The organism is Bradyrhizobium sp. USDA 4452, from assembly GCF_054063575.1.
The window spans coordinates 7,937,387-7,957,603 of record NZ_JBSSGK010000001.1; the positions used below are offsets into that span (position 1 = coordinate 7,937,387).

At 65.6% G+C, this 20,217-nt stretch carries 25 protein-coding genes; 16 read left to right on the forward strand and 9 right to left on the reverse strand.

Annotation, left to right across the window (positions count from 1 at the left end; all coding sequences use genetic code 11):
* Positions 1 to 53: 53 nt before the first annotated feature.
* The 3 genes from ACVISU_RS37435 to ACVISU_RS37445 all read right to left on the reverse strand — a co-directional run bounded on the left by ACVISU_RS37435 (position 54) and on the right by ACVISU_RS37445 (position 1,168).
* Positions 54 to 221, reverse strand: coding sequence for a hypothetical protein (locus tag ACVISU_RS37435; RefSeq protein WP_172803646.1), 168 nt, complete (start codon positions 219 to 221; stop codon positions 54 to 56).
* A gap of 143 nt (positions 222 to 364) precedes the next feature.
* Entirely contained in the window at positions 365 to 658 is a 294-nt protein-coding gene (gene yidD, locus ACVISU_RS37440; protein WP_456710305.1) for a membrane protein insertion efficiency factor YidD, read from the reverse strand.
* Positions 659 to 859: 201 nt separating this feature from the next.
* Complete coding sequence (locus tag ACVISU_RS37445; protein WP_244522175.1) at positions 860 to 1,168, reverse strand: hypothetical protein; 309 nt, start codon at positions 1,166 to 1,168, stop codon at positions 860 to 862.
* Here ACVISU_RS37445 and ACVISU_RS37450 point away from each other — a divergent pair.
* On the forward strand, positions 1,101 to 1,877 hold the full coding sequence (locus ACVISU_RS37450) for a COG3904 family protein (protein ID WP_244522168.1): 777 nt from the start codon (positions 1,101 to 1,103) through the stop codon (positions 1,875 to 1,877). The two genes, ACVISU_RS37445 and ACVISU_RS37450, sit on opposite strands and share 68 nt — an antisense overlap.
* Positions 1,878 to 1,893: 16 nt before the next feature.
* On the opposite strand, the gene ACVISU_RS37455 is transcribed toward ACVISU_RS37450, so the two are convergent.
* Positions 1,894 to 2,340: an iron-sulfur cluster assembly scaffold protein gene (locus tag ACVISU_RS37455; RefSeq protein WP_029080129.1), complete on the reverse strand. Its 447-nt coding sequence runs from the start codon at positions 2,338 to 2,340 to the stop codon at positions 1,894 to 1,896.
* 239 nt (positions 2,341 to 2,579) lie between these two features.
* Between ACVISU_RS37455 and folE the strand changes: the two genes are divergently transcribed.
* From folE to ACVISU_RS37475, 4 genes are all read left to right on the forward strand, one after another.
* Positions 2,580 to 3,257, forward strand: a complete 678-nt coding sequence (folE, locus tag ACVISU_RS37460) for a GTP cyclohydrolase I FolE (protein WP_456710306.1) — start codon at positions 2,580 to 2,582, stop codon at positions 3,255 to 3,257.
* A gap of 28 nt (positions 3,258 to 3,285) precedes the next feature.
* Positions 3,286 to 3,714, forward strand: coding sequence for a phosphoribosyl-AMP cyclohydrolase (gene hisI, locus ACVISU_RS37465; protein ID WP_456710307.1), 429 nt, complete (start codon positions 3,286 to 3,288; stop codon positions 3,712 to 3,714).
* Positions 3,715 to 3,812: 98 nt separating this feature from the next.
* The gene (locus tag ACVISU_RS37470; protein ID WP_456710308.1) at positions 3,813 to 4,817 is read left to right on the forward strand and encodes a transglycosylase SLT domain-containing protein; all 1,005 of its coding nucleotides are present in this window, start codon (positions 3,813 to 3,815) and stop codon (positions 4,815 to 4,817) included.
* 164 nt (positions 4,818 to 4,981) lie between these two features.
* Positions 4,982 to 6,163: a DUF2336 domain-containing protein gene (locus ACVISU_RS37475; RefSeq protein WP_456710309.1), complete on the forward strand. Its 1,182-nt coding sequence runs from the start codon at positions 4,982 to 4,984 to the stop codon at positions 6,161 to 6,163.
* Between the two features lie 59 nt (positions 6,164 to 6,222).
* On the opposite strand, the gene ACVISU_RS37480 is transcribed toward ACVISU_RS37475, so the two are convergent.
* The 3 genes from ACVISU_RS37480 to ACVISU_RS37490 all read right to left on the reverse strand — a co-directional run bounded on the left by ACVISU_RS37480 (position 6,223) and on the right by ACVISU_RS37490 (position 8,258).
* Positions 6,223 to 6,813, reverse strand: coding sequence for an Hpt domain-containing protein (locus tag ACVISU_RS37480; RefSeq protein ID WP_050402835.1), 591 nt, complete (start codon positions 6,811 to 6,813; stop codon positions 6,223 to 6,225).
* Between the two features lie 8 nt (positions 6,814 to 6,821).
* A complete protein-coding gene (locus ACVISU_RS37485; RefSeq protein ID WP_050402868.1) occupies positions 6,822 to 7,367 on the reverse strand; it encodes a response regulator in 546 nt (181 codons plus the stop codon).
* A gap of 111 nt (positions 7,368 to 7,478) precedes the next feature.
* Positions 7,479 to 8,258 (reverse strand): NAD kinase, encoded by a 780-nt coding sequence (locus tag ACVISU_RS37490; protein WP_050402834.1) that lies wholly within the window; start codon positions 8,256 to 8,258, stop codon positions 7,479 to 7,481.
* Between the two features lie 162 nt (positions 8,259 to 8,420).
* Here ACVISU_RS37490 and ACVISU_RS37495 point away from each other — a divergent pair, with 162 nt between their 5' ends.
* Positions 8,421 to 10,022: a S10 family peptidase gene (locus ACVISU_RS37495; RefSeq protein ID WP_456710310.1), complete on the forward strand. Its 1,602-nt coding sequence runs from the start codon at positions 8,421 to 8,423 to the stop codon at positions 10,020 to 10,022.
* Between the two features lie 10 nt (positions 10,023 to 10,032).
* Here ACVISU_RS37495 and ACVISU_RS37500 read toward each other — a convergent pair whose 3' ends face one another.
* Positions 10,033 to 10,914 (reverse strand): LysR substrate-binding domain-containing protein, encoded by an 882-nt coding sequence (locus ACVISU_RS37500; RefSeq protein WP_050402833.1) that lies wholly within the window; start codon positions 10,912 to 10,914, stop codon positions 10,033 to 10,035.
* A gap of 181 nt (positions 10,915 to 11,095) precedes the next feature.
* Between ACVISU_RS37500 and ACVISU_RS37505 the strand changes: the two genes are divergently transcribed.
* The 9 genes from ACVISU_RS37505 to ACVISU_RS37545 all read left to right on the forward strand — a co-directional run bounded on the left by ACVISU_RS37505 (position 11,096) and on the right by ACVISU_RS37545 (position 18,781).
* The gene (locus tag ACVISU_RS37505; protein ID WP_050402832.1) at positions 11,096 to 11,557 is read left to right on the forward strand and encodes a (2Fe-2S)-binding protein; all 462 of its coding nucleotides are present in this window, start codon (positions 11,096 to 11,098) and stop codon (positions 11,555 to 11,557) included.
* 3 nt (positions 11,558 to 11,560) lie between these two features.
* Positions 11,561 to 13,738, forward strand: coding sequence for a molybdopterin cofactor-binding domain-containing protein (locus ACVISU_RS37510; RefSeq protein WP_456710311.1), 2,178 nt, complete (start codon positions 11,561 to 11,563; stop codon positions 13,736 to 13,738).
* A gap of 103 nt (positions 13,739 to 13,841) precedes the next feature.
* Positions 13,842 to 14,294, forward strand: coding sequence for a hypothetical protein (locus ACVISU_RS37515; RefSeq protein ID WP_456710982.1), 453 nt, complete (start codon positions 13,842 to 13,844; stop codon positions 14,292 to 14,294).
* 77 nt (positions 14,295 to 14,371) lie between these two features.
* On the forward strand, positions 14,372 to 14,680 hold the full coding sequence (locus ACVISU_RS37520) for a hypothetical protein (RefSeq protein ID WP_456710312.1): 309 nt from the start codon (positions 14,372 to 14,374) through the stop codon (positions 14,678 to 14,680).
* A gap of 18 nt (positions 14,681 to 14,698) precedes the next feature.
* Positions 14,699 to 16,120, forward strand: coding sequence for a TolC family protein (locus ACVISU_RS37525; RefSeq protein ID WP_456710313.1), 1,422 nt, complete (start codon positions 14,699 to 14,701; stop codon positions 16,118 to 16,120).
* Positions 16,121 to 16,134: 14 nt separating this feature from the next.
* Positions 16,135 to 17,472, forward strand: a complete 1,338-nt coding sequence (locus ACVISU_RS37530; RefSeq protein WP_456710314.1) for a multicopper oxidase domain-containing protein — start codon at positions 16,135 to 16,137, stop codon at positions 17,470 to 17,472.
* 73 nt (positions 17,473 to 17,545) lie between these two features.
* Positions 17,546 to 18,007 (forward strand): cupredoxin domain-containing protein, encoded by a 462-nt coding sequence (locus tag ACVISU_RS37535; protein ID WP_456710315.1) that lies wholly within the window; start codon positions 17,546 to 17,548, stop codon positions 18,005 to 18,007.
* Positions 18,008 to 18,035: 28 nt separating this feature from the next.
* Positions 18,036 to 18,344, forward strand: a complete 309-nt coding sequence (locus ACVISU_RS37540; protein WP_456710316.1) for a copper-binding protein — start codon at positions 18,036 to 18,038, stop codon at positions 18,342 to 18,344.
* 176 nt (positions 18,345 to 18,520) lie between these two features.
* A complete protein-coding gene (locus ACVISU_RS37545; RefSeq protein ID WP_456710317.1) occupies positions 18,521 to 18,781 on the forward strand; it encodes a hypothetical protein in 261 nt (86 codons plus the stop codon).
* Between the two features lie 93 nt (positions 18,782 to 18,874).
* Here ACVISU_RS37545 and ACVISU_RS37550 read toward each other — a convergent pair whose 3' ends face one another.
* Positions 18,875 to 19,432: a tetratricopeptide repeat protein gene (locus ACVISU_RS37550; RefSeq protein WP_050402825.1), complete on the reverse strand. Its 558-nt coding sequence runs from the start codon at positions 19,430 to 19,432 to the stop codon at positions 18,875 to 18,877.
* Positions 19,433 to 19,718: 286 nt separating this feature from the next.
* On the opposite strand from ACVISU_RS37550, the gene ACVISU_RS37555 reads away from it, so the two are divergent.
* Positions 19,719 to 20,039: a His-rich protein BRANT gene (locus ACVISU_RS37555; RefSeq protein WP_244522170.1), complete on the forward strand. Its 321-nt coding sequence runs from the start codon at positions 19,719 to 19,721 to the stop codon at positions 20,037 to 20,039.
* The last annotated feature ends 178 nt before the right edge of the window (positions 20,040 to 20,217 follow it).

Genomic DNA, 20,217 nt, shown 5'->3' on the forward strand with positions numbered 1-20,217 from the left:
CGAGAGCGTTTTAGAGCAAAGTGAGGACTGGTCCACGTGAGGCGCGCCGCGCGTCACCACTTCACGCTCTGGCTGGGCACGATGAATGCGGTCGTGCTCGGCTTGTTCGGATTGTGGGTGAAGTAGCCGTAGGCGGCAACGATCACGACGAGCAGGGCGAGCACGGCCAGCAAATCGATCTGCCGGGGATCGTGCCCGTTGTGGCTGAGTTTCCAGCGCATTGTTGTTTCCTCCCCATGGGGATCCCAAGGGATCCCATGCGGGCAATGAAATAATGCGTCAACGATCGCCACAGTTCCGCCGGAACAGCCATGCGCGTGGCGTTTGGGAGCGCTGCAGCAGATCAAGCGTCGTTGACGCCGCGTCAACCCTCGTTGACGCCGCGCCAGCGGCCGTAGCGCCAGGGTAGATACCAGCGTGCCCCGAGCGGCTCCGTCTGCGGGACATTGTCGATGCCGGAGGTTCCCCAGGGCTGGCAGCGCAGCAATCTCGCCAGCGTCATCCATCCGCCGGCCCAGAGCCCGAAGCGCTCGATCGCCTCATCGCCGAAGACCGAGCAGGTCGGCAGATGCCGGCAGTTGTAGCCGACCAGCGGCGACAGCGTGTGCCGATAGATCCAGATCAAGGCGCGGCCGAAATTGCGCGGCATGCGGCGCATGGCGCTGGCACAGTCCGTGCATTGCGGATGGTGCGACGTTGAATGATCTGTCGATGGCATACGCAAGTATGTACGTAATCTTGCGGGGGTTCCAAGCGAAGGAACTGTTCAATTGCAGATATTTGCGCCACAGTTCACCGTTATCGCACAGCGCTGGTCGCGGTGCAGCAAGGGTCCTATGGACGGTCCAGGTCAGCAACGCTACCGTTCCCATGACGCGCCGATGACAGACTCGTGGCGCATTGCCATGGGGCCAATTGCCACCGCTCGCATCACCAAGGGCTTGGGGGAAGGAACCAAATTGAGGCTGGTCAGGTCGCTCTCGTTGCGCAGTTGGGTGCTCACCAGCGCCGTTGCTCTTTGCTTCGCGGTTTCCGGCACCGTCACATGGGCGGGTAACTCCACGCAGACCAGCTCGGCCCTCGAAGAACGCAAGCTGCCGATGAAGTTCAGCTGGATCGCATGCCAGCCGAATTGCCGCGGCTGGGTGTCGGCGGTCGGTATCATCACGGCCGACAGCCCCAAGGAATTCGACGAGTTCGCGCGCAGCCGCCAGCTTGCCGGCGCCACCATCGTGCTCGACTCCAGCGGCGGCTCGGTCAACGACGCGATCGCGCTCGGCCGCCGCTTCCGCGGTCTCGGCGCGCTGACCACAGTCGGTACCAGCGTCGTCAATCAGGCCGCGCAAGGCGATCGCGCCAGCGTGCTGCCGGACGCCTATTGCGAGTCGATGTGCGTGTTCCTGCTGTTGTCGGGCAAGACGCGTTATGTGCCACCGGCCGCGCACATCCGGGTGCATCAGATCTGGATGGGCGACCGCGCCGACGACGCCAAGGCCGCCAGCTACACCGCGCAGGACCTGATGATCGTCGAGCGCGATATCGGCCGTCTTGCCAAATACACCTTCGATATGGGTGGCGCAGGCGAGCTGTTGTCGCTCGCACTCAGCGTGCCGCCGTGGGAAGACCTGCACGAATTGTCGGCGGCCGAGTTGCGGGTGACCAACCTCGTCACCACGGATGCGGTTGCCGACGTGCTGCCGCATCAGGACAACGCAATCCCCGTCGCCGAGGCCAAGCCCAAGAACGGCGATCGCTTCGTGAGTAGCGCGATGGAAGGTGAGGCGCTGCCGCAGGCCGCGAAGGCGACCAAGACCGCCGAAGCCGTGGTGCCGACCGGCGGCACCGCCGCGCCGGCGCCGATCCAGCCGTCGCAATAAGGTTTGCAGCCGGGGCTTACGCCGGCTGCTTTGCCTTGGCCTCGATCTGGCCGATCGCATCGACCACGGCATCGAAGGTCAACAGGGTGGAGGCGTGGCGGGCCTTGTAGTCGCGCACCGGCTCGAGCAGTGCGATGTCGGCCCATTTGCCGCCCTGCGGAGGCTGACCGTTTTCCTTCAGCATCTTGCGGACGGTCTCGCGCAATTCGCGCAGCTCGTCGGCGGTCGATCCCACCACATGGCTCGCCATGATCGAGGAGGAGGCCTGGCCGAGCGCGCAGGCCTTCACGTCATGGGCGAAGTCCGTCACCACGGGGCCGTCCATCTTGAGGTCGACCTTGACGGTCGAACCGCACAATTTCGAATGGGCGGTGGCACTGGCGTCCGGCTCGGCCAGTCGTCCGAGGCGCGGAATATTGCCGGCCAACTCGATGATCCGCTTGTTATAAATGTCGTTCAGCATGGGGGCAGATGCCTGGTTCCGGCTACGCCGGGCGCTCTTGGCGGCCGGGTCTCACCGTCCTATATATGAACGGCATCGTCCGAAACATAGCCCGGCTATGCTTCCACCGCGGGCCACTTGCGCCGCGGCGGTGCTACAAAAATGGGACTCAGGCGCCCGGCGGTTCGACGATCCGCCCCGTCTGCCCGGTGACACATCCGGCCCAAAGGCAAATGCCTGGCCGGTCGAACGGAGAAGACATGGACGCCTTGATCAAGCCGATTCGCCCCAACAAGCCAACCGACGGCAAGACCGAGCTCGACCCTTCCGAGTTCATGGGCGCCGCCGTTCGAGCCGACCAGCCACGTCCGTCGCGGGCCGAAGCTGAGGCGGCCGTCAAGACGCTGCTCGGCTATATCGGCGAGAATCCGCTCCGCGAGGGCCTGCTCGATACGCCGCGCCGCGTCGTCGAGGCTTATGACGAGCTCTATCAGGGCTATCATCAGGCCCCTGCGGAGGTGCTGAACCGTACCTTCGGCGAGACCGCCGGCTACGACGATTTCGTTTTGGTCCGCGACATTGAATTCACCTCGCAGTGCGAGCATCACATGATGCCGTTCTACGGCAAGGCGCATATCGCCTACACGCCGGTGGAGCGCGTCGTGGGTCTCTCCAAGCTGGCGCGGCTGACCGATATCTTTGCCCGCCGCCTGCAGACCCAGGAACATCTCACCGCGCAGGTCGCGGCCGCGATCGACGAGGTGCTGAAGCCGCGCGGCGTTGCCGTGCTGATCGAGGCGGAGCATACCTGCATGTCGGTGCGCGGCGTCGCCAAGCATGGTGCCTCGACCTTCACCAGCCGCTTCACCGGCATGTTCCGCGACAATCCGGCGGAGCAGCAGCGTTTCCTGTCCCTGGTGCGAGGACCGAACCGGTAATCTCGCATTTGTCCAAGCGAGGTTTTTCGTGTCCGCACCGACCCACGATCACGACCGCGAAGAGGGGCTGGCCTTCCAGCCCAAATTCGATGCGGCAGGTCTTGTGACCTGCGTCGCGACCGATGCTGCGACCGGCGACGTGCTGATGGTCGCGCATATGAACGACGAAGCCCTGCGCAAGACGATCGCGACCGGCGAGGGCTGGTACTTCAGCCGCTCGCGCAACGCGCTGTGGCGCAAGGGCGAGAGCTCGGGCCAGACCCAGCGCGTGGTCGAGATCCGGATGGATTGCGATCAGGACGCGGTGTGGATCAAGGTCGAGCAGATCGGCGCCGCCTGCCACACCGGACGGCGTTCCTGCTTCTATCGCGCCGTGAAGGACGAGGGCGGACATGTCAGCCTGTCTTTCGTCGACGCCGAGCGGCTGTTCGATCCGGCGCAGGTCTATCGCAAATAACGGGTCTTGCTGGATCTTAACGCGCCGTTAACCATAATTGCGGCAGTTTGACGGGACATGGGCGCCGATTGCCGGCGCCCGGCAAGGCACCCGGACAGATGGCGGTCGACCTCTTCAATGCGACGGCTTCGGCAGGTGTCGATGCATCGCGCCTGAAGGTCGCCGGCTCGATCAAGCAGGCGGCCGCGACCACCGGCACGAGCTTCGAATACCTGCTCACCACCGCGAAGATGGAATCCAATTTCAATCCGCGGGCCGGCGCCACGACCTCGTCGGCGCATGGGCTTTATCAATTCATCGACCAGACCTGGCTCGGCACCGTCAAGGAGGCCGGAAGCCAGCTCGGCTACGGCCAGTATGCCGACGCCATCACCAGGAATTCCGACGGCAGCTATTCGGTCAGCGATCCTTCCGCGCGCAGCGCGGTCATGAAGCTGCGCGACGATCCCGATGCGGCATCCTCGATGGCGGCGGTGCTGACGCAATCCAACAGCTTCAAGCTGACCGGCACGCTCGGTCGTCGCCCGACCGACGCCGAGCTCTATATGGCGCATTTCATGGGCGTCGGCGGCGCCGGCAAGCTGATCTCGAGCGCCGAGGACAGTCCGAGCGCCAATGCCGCCGCGATGTTTCCGAAGGCGGCGGCCGCCAACCAGTCGATCTTCTACGACAAGTCGGGCAGCGCGCGCAGCGTTAGCCAGGTCTATTCGGTGTTGACCACACGCTACGCCGCGGCTGCGAATTCGAGCGACACGCGCACGGCCTTTGCCGCGGCGGGCGGCGGCACCATGAGCCCGAATGCGATCGCAAGTGCTGCGCCGACGCAACCGCTGACCATGGACACCGCGTCCTATCTTTCGACCTTCCCGAATGCTCGCGCGGCCTCATCGGCCGGTGCGACCTCGACCGTCGCCTCGGCGCAGCCGGAGCCGGCGTTCCGCTCGCTCTACCAGGGCGGCGACCGTTCGGAGCCGATCTCCCCGGCGGTGCACGAACTGTGGGGCAATTCTTCCGCGCTGACCACGTCGGCGACGCCGAAGGTCCGCGCGCCCGGGCGGCTTGATCTGTTCAGCGACCCGAACGGCACCTACAGCAACGGCTAGCGCCGTCTTGCTGCACGCGCGCAGCCCCTGCGCCGTGGCCGTCTTAACGAAACGTCAATAATCCCAAACGTTTATGGTGAACCCTTTGTTAAGCGTCATGGTTTATTTTTCCTTGTAGTGGCGTCGTATGTCGATGCCGTCTCGTTGCGTAAGCCGGCAGGACCATGATCGTTCGGCAGTTCATTAGTTGGATTAGGACCGCTCCAGCGGGCGAGCGGGCAGAGGCGACACGGGCGTTGGCCCGCGCCTGGCTCATTTCGGATCTCACCGAGGACGACCGCATCGCAGCCGAGGGCGCGCTGCTGATGCTGCTCGACGACCCGTCGCCGCTGGTGCGACTGGCGATGGCCGAGGTGTTTGCGTACAGCGCGGAGGCGCCGGCCACGATCGTGCAGGCGCTGTCGGCCGATCAGCCGGCGATCGCGCTGCCGGTGCTGGAGCATTCACCGCTCTTGATCGATGCCGACCTGGTCGACATCGTCGCGACCGGCTCCGACGAGATGCAGTGCGCGATCGCGCGCCGCGCCAGTCTGCCGGCCTCGGTTGCGGCGGCGATTGCCGAAGTCGGCTCGGCGGCGGCCGCGCTCGAGTTGATCGAGAATCCCTACGCCGGACTTGCGCCGTTCTCCTGGGACCGCATCGTCGAGCGTCACGGCCATCTCGCGGCGATCAGGGAATCGATGCTGCAGCTGGAAGATTTGCCGTCGGCGACGCGGCTGGCTCTGGTCGCAAAGCTCTCCGACACGCTGGCGCAGTTCGTCGTCGCGCGAAATTGGCTCGGCGCCGACCGTGCCGACCGCATCGCCGGCGAGGCGAAGGAGCGATCCACGGTGAACATCGCCGCGCGCGCCTTCGGCGACGACATGCAGAATTTGATCACGCATCTGCGCGCCACCGGTCAGCTCACCGCAGGGTTGATCCTGCGCGCGCTGCTGTCGGGCAATCTCGATTTGTTTGGCGCCGCGCTCGCCGAGCTGTCCGGACTGCCCTATGGGCGGGTTTCCGCGCTGTTGAACGACCGCGGCGGCAACGGCCTGCAGGCGTTGCTGCGGCGCGCCGGCCTGCCGGAATCCACCTACGCGGCGTTCCGCGTCGCGCTCGAGGCCAGCCACGAGGTCGGCTATGTCGACAGCGGCGACGGTGCGGCGCGGCTGCATCGCCGCATGGTCGAGCGCGTGCTGACCCATTGCGAGACCGATCATTCGGCCGCCGGGCCGCTATTGATCCTGCTGCGCCGCTTTGCGACGGAATCGGCCCGAGAGGATGCACGCATGTTCTGCGAGGAGCTCGCCGCCGAAGACGCGATCGCGGTGCTGCCTTACGACGATGATCTGATCGCGGCCTGAAGGCCGCGTTTCCCGACATTGACGATATCTGAAGCCGTGGCCGCTGCCGCGGCGCGCTGCTATTCGCCCGGCACGATGCTCGGCGCGAGGATGGCCTCGAGATGCTCGGGGCGGTCGCGGTTGGCGTGGGTCAGGAATTCATCGGCGATGCCGCGAAGCTGCTTGCTCAGCACGCCGGCCACGATCGCGGTGTCGAGCTTGGTGCGGTTCCGCACGATCGCCTGCACGGCGTTGATGTGGTGGGCAATCAATTGAGACGGCACCGCGGCGAGGTCGGGCGCGTGCTCTATGATGCGGCACAGGCTCTCGGCCGCCGCCGCCGCCGAGGGATAACCGAATGTCGCGGCATCGCCCTTGATGTCGTGCGCAGCGCGGAACAGCTCCTCGCGCGTCTTGTCGTTGAAGCCCTCGCGCAGCACGGTGGCGTGCGCGGCGGAGAGGCGGTCGGCCTCGATCGTCATCCATTCCTTGAACTCGCCCGACAGACCTGCGAGGGCCTTTTCGGCGCGGCCGACTGGATCGTCGAGATCGCTCTCGGGAACGCGCAGCAGCACCTTGCGCAGCGGATTCGGCTGCGTGATGACATGGTGCGTGCCGAAGCTCTTGACCTCGATGGCGCCTGGTTTGTCCTTGGAATTGTCCTTGGCCATGACGGTTCCTAAATGGCGGAGCGCGCCTTCTCGAGCAGCGACGGCTGCTGCAGGATTTCGACCTCGCCGCTGCCGCGGCGTTCGGGACCGATATAGGTGTTGGTGGTGTTGCGGCGGCGGTCGGGGCCGAAATAGGTCTTGGTCTTGATGAACGGGCGTGGATTGGCGACCACGTTCATGATGCGCTGGTAGAGGCCCTTGGCCGAGATCGGCTTGGCCAGGAATTCGGTGACGCCGGCATCGCGCGCCACGGTGACGCGGCGCTTCTCGGAATGCCCGGTCAGCATGATGATCGGCGCATAGGGATTGCCCTTGGACTCCGGCTGCCGGATCATCTGCGCGAGCTCGAGCCCGTCGAAGATCGGCATCGACCAGTCGGTGATGACGATGTCGGGCACATAGTGGGTGTACATCTCGAGCGCGGTGGCGCCGTCCTCGGCCTCATAGACCTCGCGCGCGCCGAACGAATGCAGCAGCGTCCGCAGGATGCGGCGCATGTGCGGATTGTCGTCGCAAATCAAAAATCGCAGCTTGTTGAAATCGATGCGATACATGGTCCGGCCCTGATAGGGCATTACCTCGCCAATGCGGTATTACCCGACGTTAACCATATCCCGCCCGGGGTTAATGATTGGTTGCCGGGCTAGGGGGGATGCCGCGCGCCGTCAATAGCCGAACTGCTCGCGCAGGATGCGCTCTTCCAGCGAGTGGCCGGGATCGAACAGCATCCGCATCGCGATCGTCTTGTCGGAGAGCACCTCGACCCGGCGAACGTCGCGGACCTCGTCATGGTCGGCGACCGCGGCGACCGGGCGCTTCTCGTCCTCGATCACCTCGATCACCACGAAAGCGGAGTTCGGCAGCAGCGCGCCGCGCCAGCGCCGCGGCCGGAACGCGCTGATCGGAGTCAGCGCCAGGAGCGCCGCATTGATCGGCAGAATCGGCCCCTGGGCGGAGAGGTTGTAGGCGGTCGATCCGGCCGGCGTCGCCACCAGGATGCCGTCGGCCATCAGCTCGGGCATCCGCTCGTGCTCGTCGATCAGGATGCGCAGCTTGGCGACCTGGTAGGTCTGCCGGAACAACGCAACCTCGTTGATGGCGTGATGCAGATGTACCGCGCCGTGGATGTCGGTCGCGCGCATCAAGAGCGGATTGATCAGCGACTCCCGCGAGGCCGCAAGCCGCGTGCGCAGATCATGCGTGGAATATTCGTTCATCAGGAAGCCGACGGTGCCGCGATGCATGCCGTAGATCGGCTTGCCGCTGCGCATGTTGGCGTGCAGCGTCTGCAGCATCAATCCGTCGCCGCCGAGCGCAACCACGACGTCGGCATCGGCCGCCGGATGGTTGCCGTACATCGCAGTCAGCTGCTCGAGCGCCGCCTGCGCTTCCGAGCTCGCGCTGGCGACGAAGGCGATCTTGTCATACCGCTTGGAGCTAGCCATCGCTCACGAACTCGTTTGGCACGGAACACGCCGCGCTCGTCTATACATCCCGGGCGGCCTTGTCGAGGTGGTCCGGGAGCGGACCGCATGCCTTGCCGGTGCCGCCAAGCTAGCGCAGTTTGCGGATGAAATGCGTAAATGTCGGCCCAGGGAGTGAACGGCATGGCTAACAGTTTTGCGACACGGCTCACCGCGGCGTTGCTGGTGGCCTGCCTCGCAACCGCGGCGCGGGCCGACGACGAGGCGCCGCAGCCATCGCCGTCGCCGAGCGCGCAGGCCGCGAGCGGTCAGAACCCAAGCGGCCAGAAGGGACGGGCAGGGCGCGGCGAGACCGGCTCCGGCTCCGGCTCCGGCGCCAACGCCACGGCCACCACGCCTGCCGCCGAGCAGCACCGCCTGCCGCCGGATTCCACGACCAAGCAATCGGTCGCGCTGCCCGGCCGCACGCTCAACTTCGGCGCGACCGCGGGCTCGATCCGCGTGTTCGACGACAAGGGCGAGCCGCTCGCCGACATCGCCTATACCTCCTATCAGCTCGATGGCGCCGAGAAGGCGAGCCGTCCGGTAACGTTCCTGTTCAACGGCGGGCCGGGCTCCGCGTCGGCCTGGCTGCAATTCGGCAATGTCGGGCCGTGGCGGCTGCCGTTCGACGGCGATGGTGCGGTGTCGTCGGCATCGCCCGAGCTGCAACCGAACGCCGACACCTGGCTCGATTTCACCGATCTCGTCTTCATCGATCCGGTCGGCACCGGCTACAGCCGTTTCGTCACCACGTCGGAAGAGGCGCGCAAGCGCTTCTTTACGGTCGACGGCGACGCCAATTCGGTCGCGCTGGTGATCCGCCGCTGGCTGGAGAAACATGACCGGCTTACTTCGCCGAAATATGTCGCCGGCGAAAGCTATGGCGGCATTCGCGGACCGAAGGTGGTGCGCAATCTGCAAATGCAGCAGGGCGTCGGCGTGCGCGGCCTGATCCTGATCTCGCCGGTGCTCGATTTCCGCGACTATACCGGTTCCAGCATCCTGCAATATGTCGCGAGCCTGCCGACCATGACGGCGGTCGCGCGACAGGCCAAGGCGCCGGTGACGCGCGAGGATCTCGCCGACGTCGAGAGCTACGCGCGCGGCGATTTCCTGCTCGATCTCGTCAAGGGGCAGGCCGATGCCGAGGCCACTGCGCGGCTCGCCGACAAGGTCGCAAGCCTGACCGGCATCGATCCGGCGGTGAGCCGCCGGCTCGCCGGCCGCTTCGACATCGGCGAATTCCGCCGCGAGTTCGATCGCAAGAACGGCAAGGTGACCGGCCGCTACGATGCCTCGATCGAAGGCTTCGATCCCTATCCGGATTCCAGCTCCTTCCGCTTCAACGATCCGTCCGGCGATCCCCTGATGGCGCCGCTGACCAGCGCCGCCGTCGATCTCACCACGCGCAGACTGAACTGGCGGCCGGACGGCTCCTATCATCTGCTCAGCGAAAGCGTGAACAAGGGCTGGGAGTTCGGCCACGGCATCAGCCCGCCGGAATCGGTGACGCAGCTACGCCAGATGCTGGCGCTCGATCCGAAGCTGAAGCTGCTGATCGGTCACGGCCTGTTCGATCTCGCAACGCCGTACTTCGCCTCGAAGATCATCCTCGACCAGCTGCCGGCCTTCGCGGGTCCGAGCCGCACCAGGCTCGTGGTCTACCCCGGCGGCCACATGTTCTATTCCCGCGACGGCTCGCGCCAGGCATTCCGCAAGGAGGTCGAGGCGCTGGTGAAGTGAGCGGGTTTGGTTAGCCATAGGTCTCCACGATGAAGTCGATCAGCGCCCGCAGCTTCGGTGTCATCTTGCGGTGCCTCGGCCACAGAATCTGCCGCGCGCGGGCTTGCGTCGTGTAGTTCGGCAGCAGCACCTGGAGCCGCCCCGCGGCGATATCCTCGGCCAGCAGCTCATCGCGCATCAGCACGATGCCGGCCCCGGCCAGCGCCGCATAGCGGATGCCGAACGCGTTGTTGATGGTGAGGCGGCTTCCGACATCGACATGCACTTCGCCCTCCGGCCCAAAGAAGCTCCACCTCCGCGCGTCCGACCAGCCGGGATAGCGCAGGCATTCATGGTGGATCAGATCGCCCGGATGGGACGGCGTGCCGCGCTCGGCGAGATAGCTCGGCGCGGCGCAAACCACGCCGGCGTAAGGCGATAGTGCGCGCGACATCATGGTGGAGTCGGTCAGCGTGCCGACCCGGATGGCGGCGTCGAGGCCTTCCTCGAGCAGATCGACCATCTTGTCGCTGAGCACGAGCTCGACCGACACCTCCGGATACATTCTCATGAAACGAACCAGCGCCGGCGCGAGGCTGTACGAGCCGAAGGCGACCGAGGTCGCGACGCGGAGCTTGCCGCGCGGCGCGCTCAACGCCTCCTCGACCAGCGCATCGCCGGCCTCGGCCTGTTCGAGCAGATGCTTGCAGTGATCGAGGTAGCTGCGGCCGAGCTCGGTGAGGCCCTGCCGCCGGGTCGACCGGTTGATCAATTGCGAGCCGAGCCGATCCTCGAGAAAGCGGATATGCTTGCCGATCATGGTCGGCGACATCCGCAACTCCTTGGCCGCCGCGGTGAAGGAGCCGAGATCGGCGACACGGGCGAACACGGACATGCTGGTCAGTCGATCCATGATTATAAACCAATTGTCATTTCACTGTGGACCAAAGCGTCGCTTATAGCCGGTAAGATTTCTATTTATTACCATGAGTGAGTAATCGACGCGATGAGGGTTCGATTGCTTCGAAATGCCGCCGAATTCGCCCCGAGGGACGCGATCCCGCGCGGGCTCGAACCAGGACAGGAGTGTCAGGATGCCTTTCCAGATCACGATCAACGGGACCAGTCATTCGGTCGATGCCGACGGCGATACGCCGCTGCTGTGGGTGTTGCGAGACGTGCTCGGCATGACCGGCACCAAGTTCGGCTGCGGCATGGCGCTGTGCGGCGCCTGCACGGTGCATCTCGACGATAGCGCGGTGCGCTCCTGCATCACGACGATCGACAGCATCGGCGACTCCAAGATCACGACCATCGAGGCGGTCGGCAAGACGCCGGCGGGCAAGAAGATCCAGGACGCCTGGCTCGCGCACGAGGTGCCGCAATGCGGCTACTGCCAGTCCGGGCAGATCATGTCGGCCTCGGCGCTGCTTGCGAGCAAGCCGAAGCCGACCGATGCGGACATCGACGACGCGATGTCGGGCAACATCTGCCGCTGCGGCACCTACGTCCGCATTCGCGAAGCCATCAAGCAAGCCGCGCAGTCGGGAGGTTGAGCCATGACGCTGTTGGACAATCTGTCTGAGCGCGGCGCCGATCTGTCGCGGCGCAATTTCCTTCGTGCCACTGCCGTGGCAGGCGGTGGTCTGCTGCTGAGCGTGAGCCTGCCGTTTGCAGGCCCCGAAAGCCAGGCTGTGGCGGCTGGTGACTTCGCGCCGAATGCCTTCATCCGGATCGGCAGCGACGGCAAGGTGGTGCTGACGATGCCCTATGTCGAGATGGGGCAGGGCACCTACACCTCGATCCCGATGCTGATCGCAGAAGAGCTCGAGATCGGCCTGACGCAGGTCCAGCTCAAGCACGCGCCGCCGAGCGACAAGCTCTATGCCAATCCGCTGCTCGGCGTGCAGGCCACCGGCAATTCGAACGCGATGCGCGGCGCCTGGCAGCCGATGCGCAAGGCCGGCGCCACCGCGAAAGCGATGCTGGTCGCCGCCGCGGCGAAGCGCTGGAACGTCGAGCCTGGGACATGCCGCGCCGAGAACGGCGAGGTGCATCATGCGGCCTCGGGACGCAAGCTCGGTTACGGCGAGCTGGCGGCTGACGCGGCGCAGATGCCGGTGCCGGAGAATGTGACGCTGAAGAGCCCGGCCGAGTTCAAGCTGATCGGCACGCCGGCCAAGCGGCTCGATACGCCCTCCAAGATCAACGGCTCGGCGGTCTACGGCATCGACGCACGGCCACCCGGTGTGAAGATCGCGACGCTGGCGCAGTCGCCGGTATTCGGCGGCAAGGTCAAGCGCGTGGACGATACGGCGGCGAAGGCCGTCAACGGCGTCCGCCAGATCGTGAAGCTCGACGACGCAGTCGCCGTGGTGGCCGATCACATGGGGGCGGCGAAGAAAGGTCTCGCGGCGCTCACGATCGAATGGGACGAGGGGCCTCACGCCAAGCTCGCCACGTCGGATATCGCGCGCGAGCTCGAAGCCGCCACCACGAAGCCCGGCGCGGTCGCGCAGAATGTCGGCGACGCCGACAAGGCCTTGGCGGCTGCAGCGACGAAGCTCGAGGCGAGCTATCAGCTGCCGTTCCTCGCCCATGCGACGATGGAGCCGATGAACTGCACCGTGCATGTGCGCGCCGATGGCTGCGAGATCTGGGTCGGCAACCAGGCGCTCTCGCGCGTGCAGGCGGTGACTGCGAAGATGCTGGACCTGCCGCCGGAAAAGGTCGTGGTGCACAATCATCTGCTCGGCGGCGGCTTCGGCCGCAGGCTCGAGGTCGACGGCGTGATCCGCGCCGTGCAGATCGCAAAGCAGGTCGACGCGCCGGTCAAGGTGGTGTGGACCCGCGAGGAAGACATCCAGCACGACATGTACCGGCCGTACTGGTGCGACCGGATTGCGGTCGGCCTCGATGCATCCGGCAAGCCGGTCGCCTGGAACAACCGCTTCGCCGGCTCTTCCGTCATCGCGCGATGGGCGCCGCCGTTTTTCCGCAACGGTCTCGACCCCGACACGACGGAAGGCGCGATCGATCTGGTCTACGACATTCCGAACTTCCACGTCGAATATGTCCGGGTCGAGCCGCCCGGCATTCCGACCGCGTTCTGGCGCAGCGTCGGGCCTTCGCACAACGTGTTCGTCACCGAAAGCATGATTGACGAGATGGCGGCGGCCGCCAAGCAGGACCCGGTCGACTATCGCAAGGCGCTGCTCGGCAAGTCGCCGCGCGCCAAGGCGGCGCTCGAGCTCGCGGCGGCCAAGGCCGGCTGGGGCAGCAAGCTGCCGGCCGGGCGCGGCCGCGGCGTGTCGCTGCAATTCGTGTTCGGCAGCTACCTCGCGCAAATTGCCGAGGTGGAGGTGGCCAAGGACGGCTCGGTCCGCGTCCACCGCGTCGTCTGCGCGATGGACTGCGGCACCGTGGTCAATCCCGACACGGTGCAGGCGCAGTTGCAAAGCGGCATCAATTTCGGCGTCACCGCCGCGCTCTATGGCGAGATCACGCTAAAGGACGGCCGCGTCGAGCAGACCAATTTCGACAGCTACCAGGTGCTGCGCATCGATCAGGCGCCAGCCATCGAGGTCCACATCGTACCGAGCACCGAGCCGCCCGGCGGCATGGGCGAGACCGGAACGTCGGGCATCGTGCCCGCGATTGGCAACGCGATCTTCGCAGCGACCGGGAAGCGGCTGCGGAAGATGCCGGTCGATCCGGCGGTGTTGAAGCAGGCGTGACCGATTGCATGATACCCTAAGGGGGTATATAGCTGCTCCCGGTTCGCAGCAGGCTGATTTGCGGTTAGCATGCTCCTTGGGTGCGATCGGAGCGATTGGGCGGGTGTTAGTGCGACTGAGCAGGTCAGGGCGGGTGCGGGCGGGATGTGCCATTATCCTGGCCTATCTGTTCTGCGTGCTCGCGCCGTCCATCGCGCTTGCGTTCGGAGCGCCGTTTCCGTGCCTGACCGATCGGGTCCAGCCGGCCGTCGCGGTGCATGTGCATGATGCCTCGATGGCGCACGCCGATGGCGCCGCGCACGTTCATGCCGGCCACGATCACGCCGGCATGCATATGCATCACGCGGCCGATGGCGCCGAACCGCCGGTCAAGCACAGCCACGATGGCAAGAGCGCCCCGGGACCGTGCTGCGCGATGATGTGCGTGTCGGCGCTGCCGGCCGCTCTTCCGCTCGTCGCCGGTCCGTTGCATCCGATCGCGACCCGTCTCACTGAAGCCTTCCAGAGCCTGCACGGCGAGGCGCCCGCGCGACTCTATCGTCCCCCCATCGCCTGATCCGCAGCTGACATCGTGGCTGCGCCGCGCGCGTGCGTGCGCATGCCTGTCATTCATCTGAAGATCGGGACAGACCCATGTATTCGCATTTCGGGGCGAGGCTCGCCGCCGTGGCCACACCGCGTGGCAACCGGCTTGGCCGGCGCGCGCCGTTCACATTCGTGTCGCGGATCGCGGCTGCCATCGTCGCGGCCGCACCGCTCGCCGGCTGCATGGCCGACGGCCGGCCAGTCGCCAGCGCAGCCGATCCGGCCAACCCGTCGGCGCACACGGCCAGCGTCGGCTATCGCTCGACGATCGCGCCCTACAGCAGCCTGCGGCCGGCGACGCCGCTGCCCTGGCGCGAGCGCAACGATGGCGTGACGCCGCCGGCGAAATCGAAGTAGGATCGGTAGGAGGGCGCCATGCGATATCTGGCCATTGCGCCGATCCTGCTGCTGACATCCGCGCTCGCGGGATGCGCCTCGTTCTCGCCCGACAGCGGCATGGGCGTTGTCTCCGACGTGACGGAGAAGGCGATCGGCAAGGACGTTGCCTTCGTTCGCACCCAGGACGAGGCCGCGACTGTCGACGCCGCGGTGAAGCGGCTGCTCGCCCGCAATCTGACGGCGGATGCTGCCGTCCAGCTCGCTCTGCTGAACAACAAAGGCTTGCAGGCCGCCTATAACGAGCTCGCGCTGGCGGAGACGGATCTGGTCGCCGACAGCCTGCCGCCGAATCCGACCTTCTCGGCCTCCCGCATCACCGGAGGCGGCGCCAGCGAGGTCGAGCGGCAGGTGGTCGGCGACATCCTGGCGCTGGCGACCTTGCCGGCGCGCTCCGAGATCGCGCGCGAGCGCTTTCGTCAGGCGCAGCTCAAGGCCGCGCTCGCCACTTTGCGGCTCGCCGCCGAGGTGCGGCGCAGTCATGTCGCGGCAGTGGCCGCGAACGAAACGGTCGCGCTGCTGACGGATGCGAAGGCGACCGCCGAATCGACGGCGCAGCTTGCCAAAAAACTCGGCGAGACCGGCGGCATGAATAAGCTCGACCAAGCCCGCGAGCAGGTGTTCTATGCCGAGATCACCGCCGATCTTGCCAGCGCGCGGCAGAACGCGGCGAGCTCGCGCGAGCGGCTGGCGCGTCTCTTGGGATTGTGGGACGGCGATCTCGGCTTCCGGATTCCGAGTAAGCTCCCGCCGCTGCCGAAGCGGCCGCTGGACCAGCCGTCGATCGAGGTCGCGGCGGTCGGCCACCGTGTCGACCTGCAAATCGCACGGATGGAGATTGTCGCACTCGCCAAGGCGCTCGATCTCACCGAGGCGACGCGCTTCGTCACGCTGCTCGACGTCGCCGGCATTGACAGGCGGACGCGCGATCCCGAAGGCCCGCCGTTCAGGGAGCGCGGCTTCGATGTCCAGTTCCAGATCCCGATCTTCGACGGCGGCGAGGTGCGGGTGCGGCAGGCGGCGGAGACCTACCGGCAGGCGATGAACCGCCTGACCGAGAAGGCGATCAACGTCCGCTCCGAGGCGCGCGACGCTTACCGCGTCTATCGCTCGGCTTACGACATCGCGAGCCACTACCAGCGCGAGGTGCTGCCGCTGCGGCAGATCATCACCGTGGAGATGCAGCTGCGCTTCTCCAGCATGCAGGTCGACGTGTTCGCGCTGTTGACCGAGGCGCGGCAGCGGCTCGCCTCGCTGCGCGCGGCGATCGACGCCAGCCGCGACTTCTGGCTGGCGCAATCCGACCTGCAGACCGCGATCAATGGCGGCGGCCCGGCGGGCGGGCCATCGACACCATCTTCCGTCGCCTCGGCCGCACCCGCGGCAGGCGGCGATCATTGAATGGAGCCAATACAATGTTCTCACGACGTGGATTTCTCGGCACCGCGGCGCTGGTGACAGCAAGCGCGGTCAGTGGACGCGCGCAGGCCGCCGCCATTCCGGAAGCGCCGACCATGGACAAAGCGGTGATGCAGCCGCCGCTGCATCCGACCAGCGGGCCGGACTACCGGCCAGTCGTCACGCTCAACGGCTGGTCGCTGCCGTGGCGGATGAACGGCGACTGGAAGGAGTTCCATCTCGTCGCCGAGCCCGTGGTGCGCGAATTCGCCGACGGCATGAAGGCCAATCTCTGGGGCTACAATGGCCAGTCGCCGGGGCCGACCATCGAGGCGGTCGAGGGCGACAAGGTCCGCATCTTCGTCACCAATAAATTGCCTGAACATACCACGGTGCACTGGCACGGCATGATCGTGCGGGCAGGCATGGATGGCGTCGGCGGCCTCAACCAGCCGCACATCAAGCCGGGCAAGACCTTCGTCTACGAGTTCGAGCTGAAGCACAGCGGGACCTTCATGTATCACCCGCATTCCGACGAGATGGTGCAGATGGCGATGGGCATGATGGGCATGTTCATCGTGCACCCGCGCGATCCGGCGTTCCGCCCGGTGGACCGCGACTTCGTCTTCATCATGAGCAGCTACCTGATCGACCCCGGCACATACTTGCCGAAGGTCAACGAGATGACCGACTTCAACATGTGGACCTGGAACAGCCGGGTCTATCCCGGCATCGATCCGATGCCGATCCGGCTCGGCGACAGGATCCGCGTGCGGATCGGCAATCTGACCATGACCAACCATCCGATCCATGTGCACGGGCACAATTTCGCGGTGACCTGCACCGACGGCGGCTGGGTGCCGGAGGGTGCGCAATATCCGGAGACCACCACCGACGTGCCGGTCGGCGCCGTCAGGGCCTTCGACATGCTCGCCGACAATCCGGGCGACTGGGCGTTCCACTGCCACAAGTCGCACCACACCATGAACGCGATGGGACATGACGTGCGCAATTTCATCGGCGTGTCGCGAAAGGATCTGGCGAAGGCCGTCGGCAAGCTCGCGCCCGACGCCATGGTGATGGGATCGACCGGGATGGCGATGGGCAACATGGAGATGCCCGCGCCCGACAACACGCTGCCGATGATGACGGGTACAGGACAATTCGGCCCGATCGAGATGGGCGGCATGTTCACGGTGATGAAGATCCGCGAGGGGCTCGGCCGCGACGATTACGCCGATCCAGGGCCATACGACCATCCGCCAGGCACCGTCGCCTATGAGGTCGACGCGCCCGCCGCCGAGCCTGCGCGACAGCTACAGGCCGCTCCGAGCCCAAAGGCAGGCCATCGATGAAGGGGATGAAGATGTAGCGGATCAACGCGCCATCCCACGACACGCAACCATCAAGAGCAAAATGGAGAATCCAATGAAACACGTCACCACGGTCGGCATCGCCCTCGTTGCGCTGTCGGTCACCGCGGCGCTGTCGCGCGCTCACGAAAATCACGGTCACCAATCCTATTCGGCCGGCGAGCCCGGTGATCCGAGCAAGCCGTCGCGCACGGTCGAGGTCGAGATGAAGGAGATGGAGTTCACGCCGTTCCGCATCGAGGTCGAGCGCGGCGAGCAGATCCGTTTCGTGATCAAGAATGCCGGCACCGAGGATCACGAGTTCCTGCTCGCGACCACCGAGGAGAATCTGAGGCATGCCGAAGTGATGAAGAAGCATCCGCATATGGAGCATGACGATCCGAACGGCGTCCGCCTCGCGCCGAAGAAGACCGCGGAGATCGTCTGGAAGTTCACCAAGGCCGGGACGTTCGAATATTCCTGCCTGATCCCCGATCACCGCGACTACGGGATGACCGGACGCGTCATCGTGAAATGAAAATGGCAACAAAGAAGGGATGACGACGATGAACAGGATGATCCGGATTGCAGCTGCAGCTACGCTGGCGCTGACTCTTAGTTGGCCTTGGAGCGCCGCTTTCGCGCAGGCCGCGTCCATCAACGGCGAGGTCAAGAAGATCGACGAGGGCGCAGGCAAGATCACGCTCAAGCACGGCCCGGCCAAGAGCCTCGGCATGGACGAGCCGATGACGATGGTCTACCGCATCAAGGATCCCACGCTGCTCAAGCAGGTCAAGGTCGGCGACAAGGTCAGGTTCGAAGCCCAGGAGGGCGACGGCGGCTTCACCGTCACCGCGATCCAGAAGGCGAAGTGAGGCGGCGGCTGTACCGCTGCTCCGCGCAGGATGGGCTGGCGGCTGAAATGGAGCCTGCAGCCGGCAAACCGCGGGCAGCGGAATTCGCCTCGTATTTACCTTAAATGATGGTGCGGGGGGAACGTCCGTGGCAGCGGTGCGTTGCTGTGCATCATTCGGATGCAGAAGGCCCCTCCATGACAGTCAACGCGGCAATACTGATGGCGGCACTGGTGCTGTCGGGAACAGTGTTGGCGCAGAGCTCGGGTCCTTCGGCCGGTCCGGCAGGGGCCGGGCAGGCGGCCAACGTCACCACCACCGGCCAGGCGATCAACCCCGGCAAGTCGGCCGGTGACGGCGACCCGCCGACCGCGAAGTCAGCGAAGCCGGCCGGCGGCGGCACGGTCGGCGCAAGCCGTCCGCATAAGCCTGACCGGCGCCTCGAGCACTACCCATAGCTGCGCTCCACCCATCGAGCGGCGAGGGGGACAGCAAAAAGCCGGCGCAGTCATTGTGGCTGCGCCGGCTCGATGTTTGAACGCTTGCCTTGCTCAGTAAACGAGGCCGGTGCCCGGGGGTTTCTCCAGCGCGGCGGCGAGCGAGCGATATTCGTCGCTGTTGGTGCCGGCGAGCTGGGCGATGCGGTTCAGGTGATATTGCGCCTGATCGCGGTTGCCCTGTTCGACCTGCCAGAGGCCGTAATACTGCCAGGTGCGCACATGGGCCGGGTCGGCCTTCAGCGCACGCTCGTACCAGATCTGCGAGACCTTGTAGTCGCCGAGCTTGCGATAGGAATAGCCGATCAGGTTGGCGACGTCGGCACGGTCATCCTGGCCGAGCGCCTTCAGCTGCTCGATCGCGGCGGTGTAGTCGTGCTTGTCGTAGATCGTGGCGTAGGCGGCACGGTAGCCGGCCAGGAACTTCTGATCGTCGATCGCGGAGCTCTTGTCCTTCTTCGCCTTCTTGCCCTTGCTGCCGCTGTCGGAAGCCGGCGGCGCGGGATTCTCGCTGCCTGCGGCGTAGGCCGAGATGACCGGCGCAGCGACGAGCATCATCGAAAGCACTGCGAGGCCCAAAAACTTCCCATGAAACTTCGGCGACTTGCTCATTCCTGGTTGCTCCTGATCGTTCCTGATCGTGCTCGGTAATCCTACACCGAAGCCTGATGACTTGAACACCCAAGGGTGCAGAACATTCCCGGCCGAATCCACGATTGTGTGATGTCAGCGCGTCGCCGGCCGCGCCGGCAACATGACCAAGATGTCATTCACATGAATGAATTCCGTCCATGCCCTTCAGAACGGGTTCAGTGCGCGGTCCCTAAGGTCACGTGCATTGATCGGTGAGGCCGACCATCCGGCCGGAGACCTCTCGATCCCGAAGAGGAGGACCACCATGCTGAAGACGATTTCCGCCGCGCTGCTCGCCATGTCCGTGATCGCAGCGCCCGCGCTCGCCGCCGAAACCGGCAAGACCGCAACCCCCGCGCCGGCGACCTCGACCGCTCCGGCGACCAAGGCCGCTCCCGTCATCAAGAGCGAGCAGCTGCCCTCGAAGGTGCGCAACGCCAACGCCAAGATGCACCACAAGCACTATCGCCATCACCGCCACCACAAGCACATGGGCATGCTGAAGGTGAAGTCGCCGAAGCATGCGACCAAGCACGTCCATGCCAAGGTCGCGACCAAGCACGTCGTGCCGGCCAAGCGCGGCTGATGAAACGAGGCTGAACCCTGATCCGAGGGGCGTCGTTCGATCCACATTGCCCCGCTGCGCCTTTCGGATGCAGAACCGGCCCGTCCGTCCATTGCTTCCCCAATGGCGGCGGGCCGGAGTGCGTCCGGGCTTCGGTTGCGCCTGGTGGGAATAACCGAGTTGCGAATTCCCTCCCTGG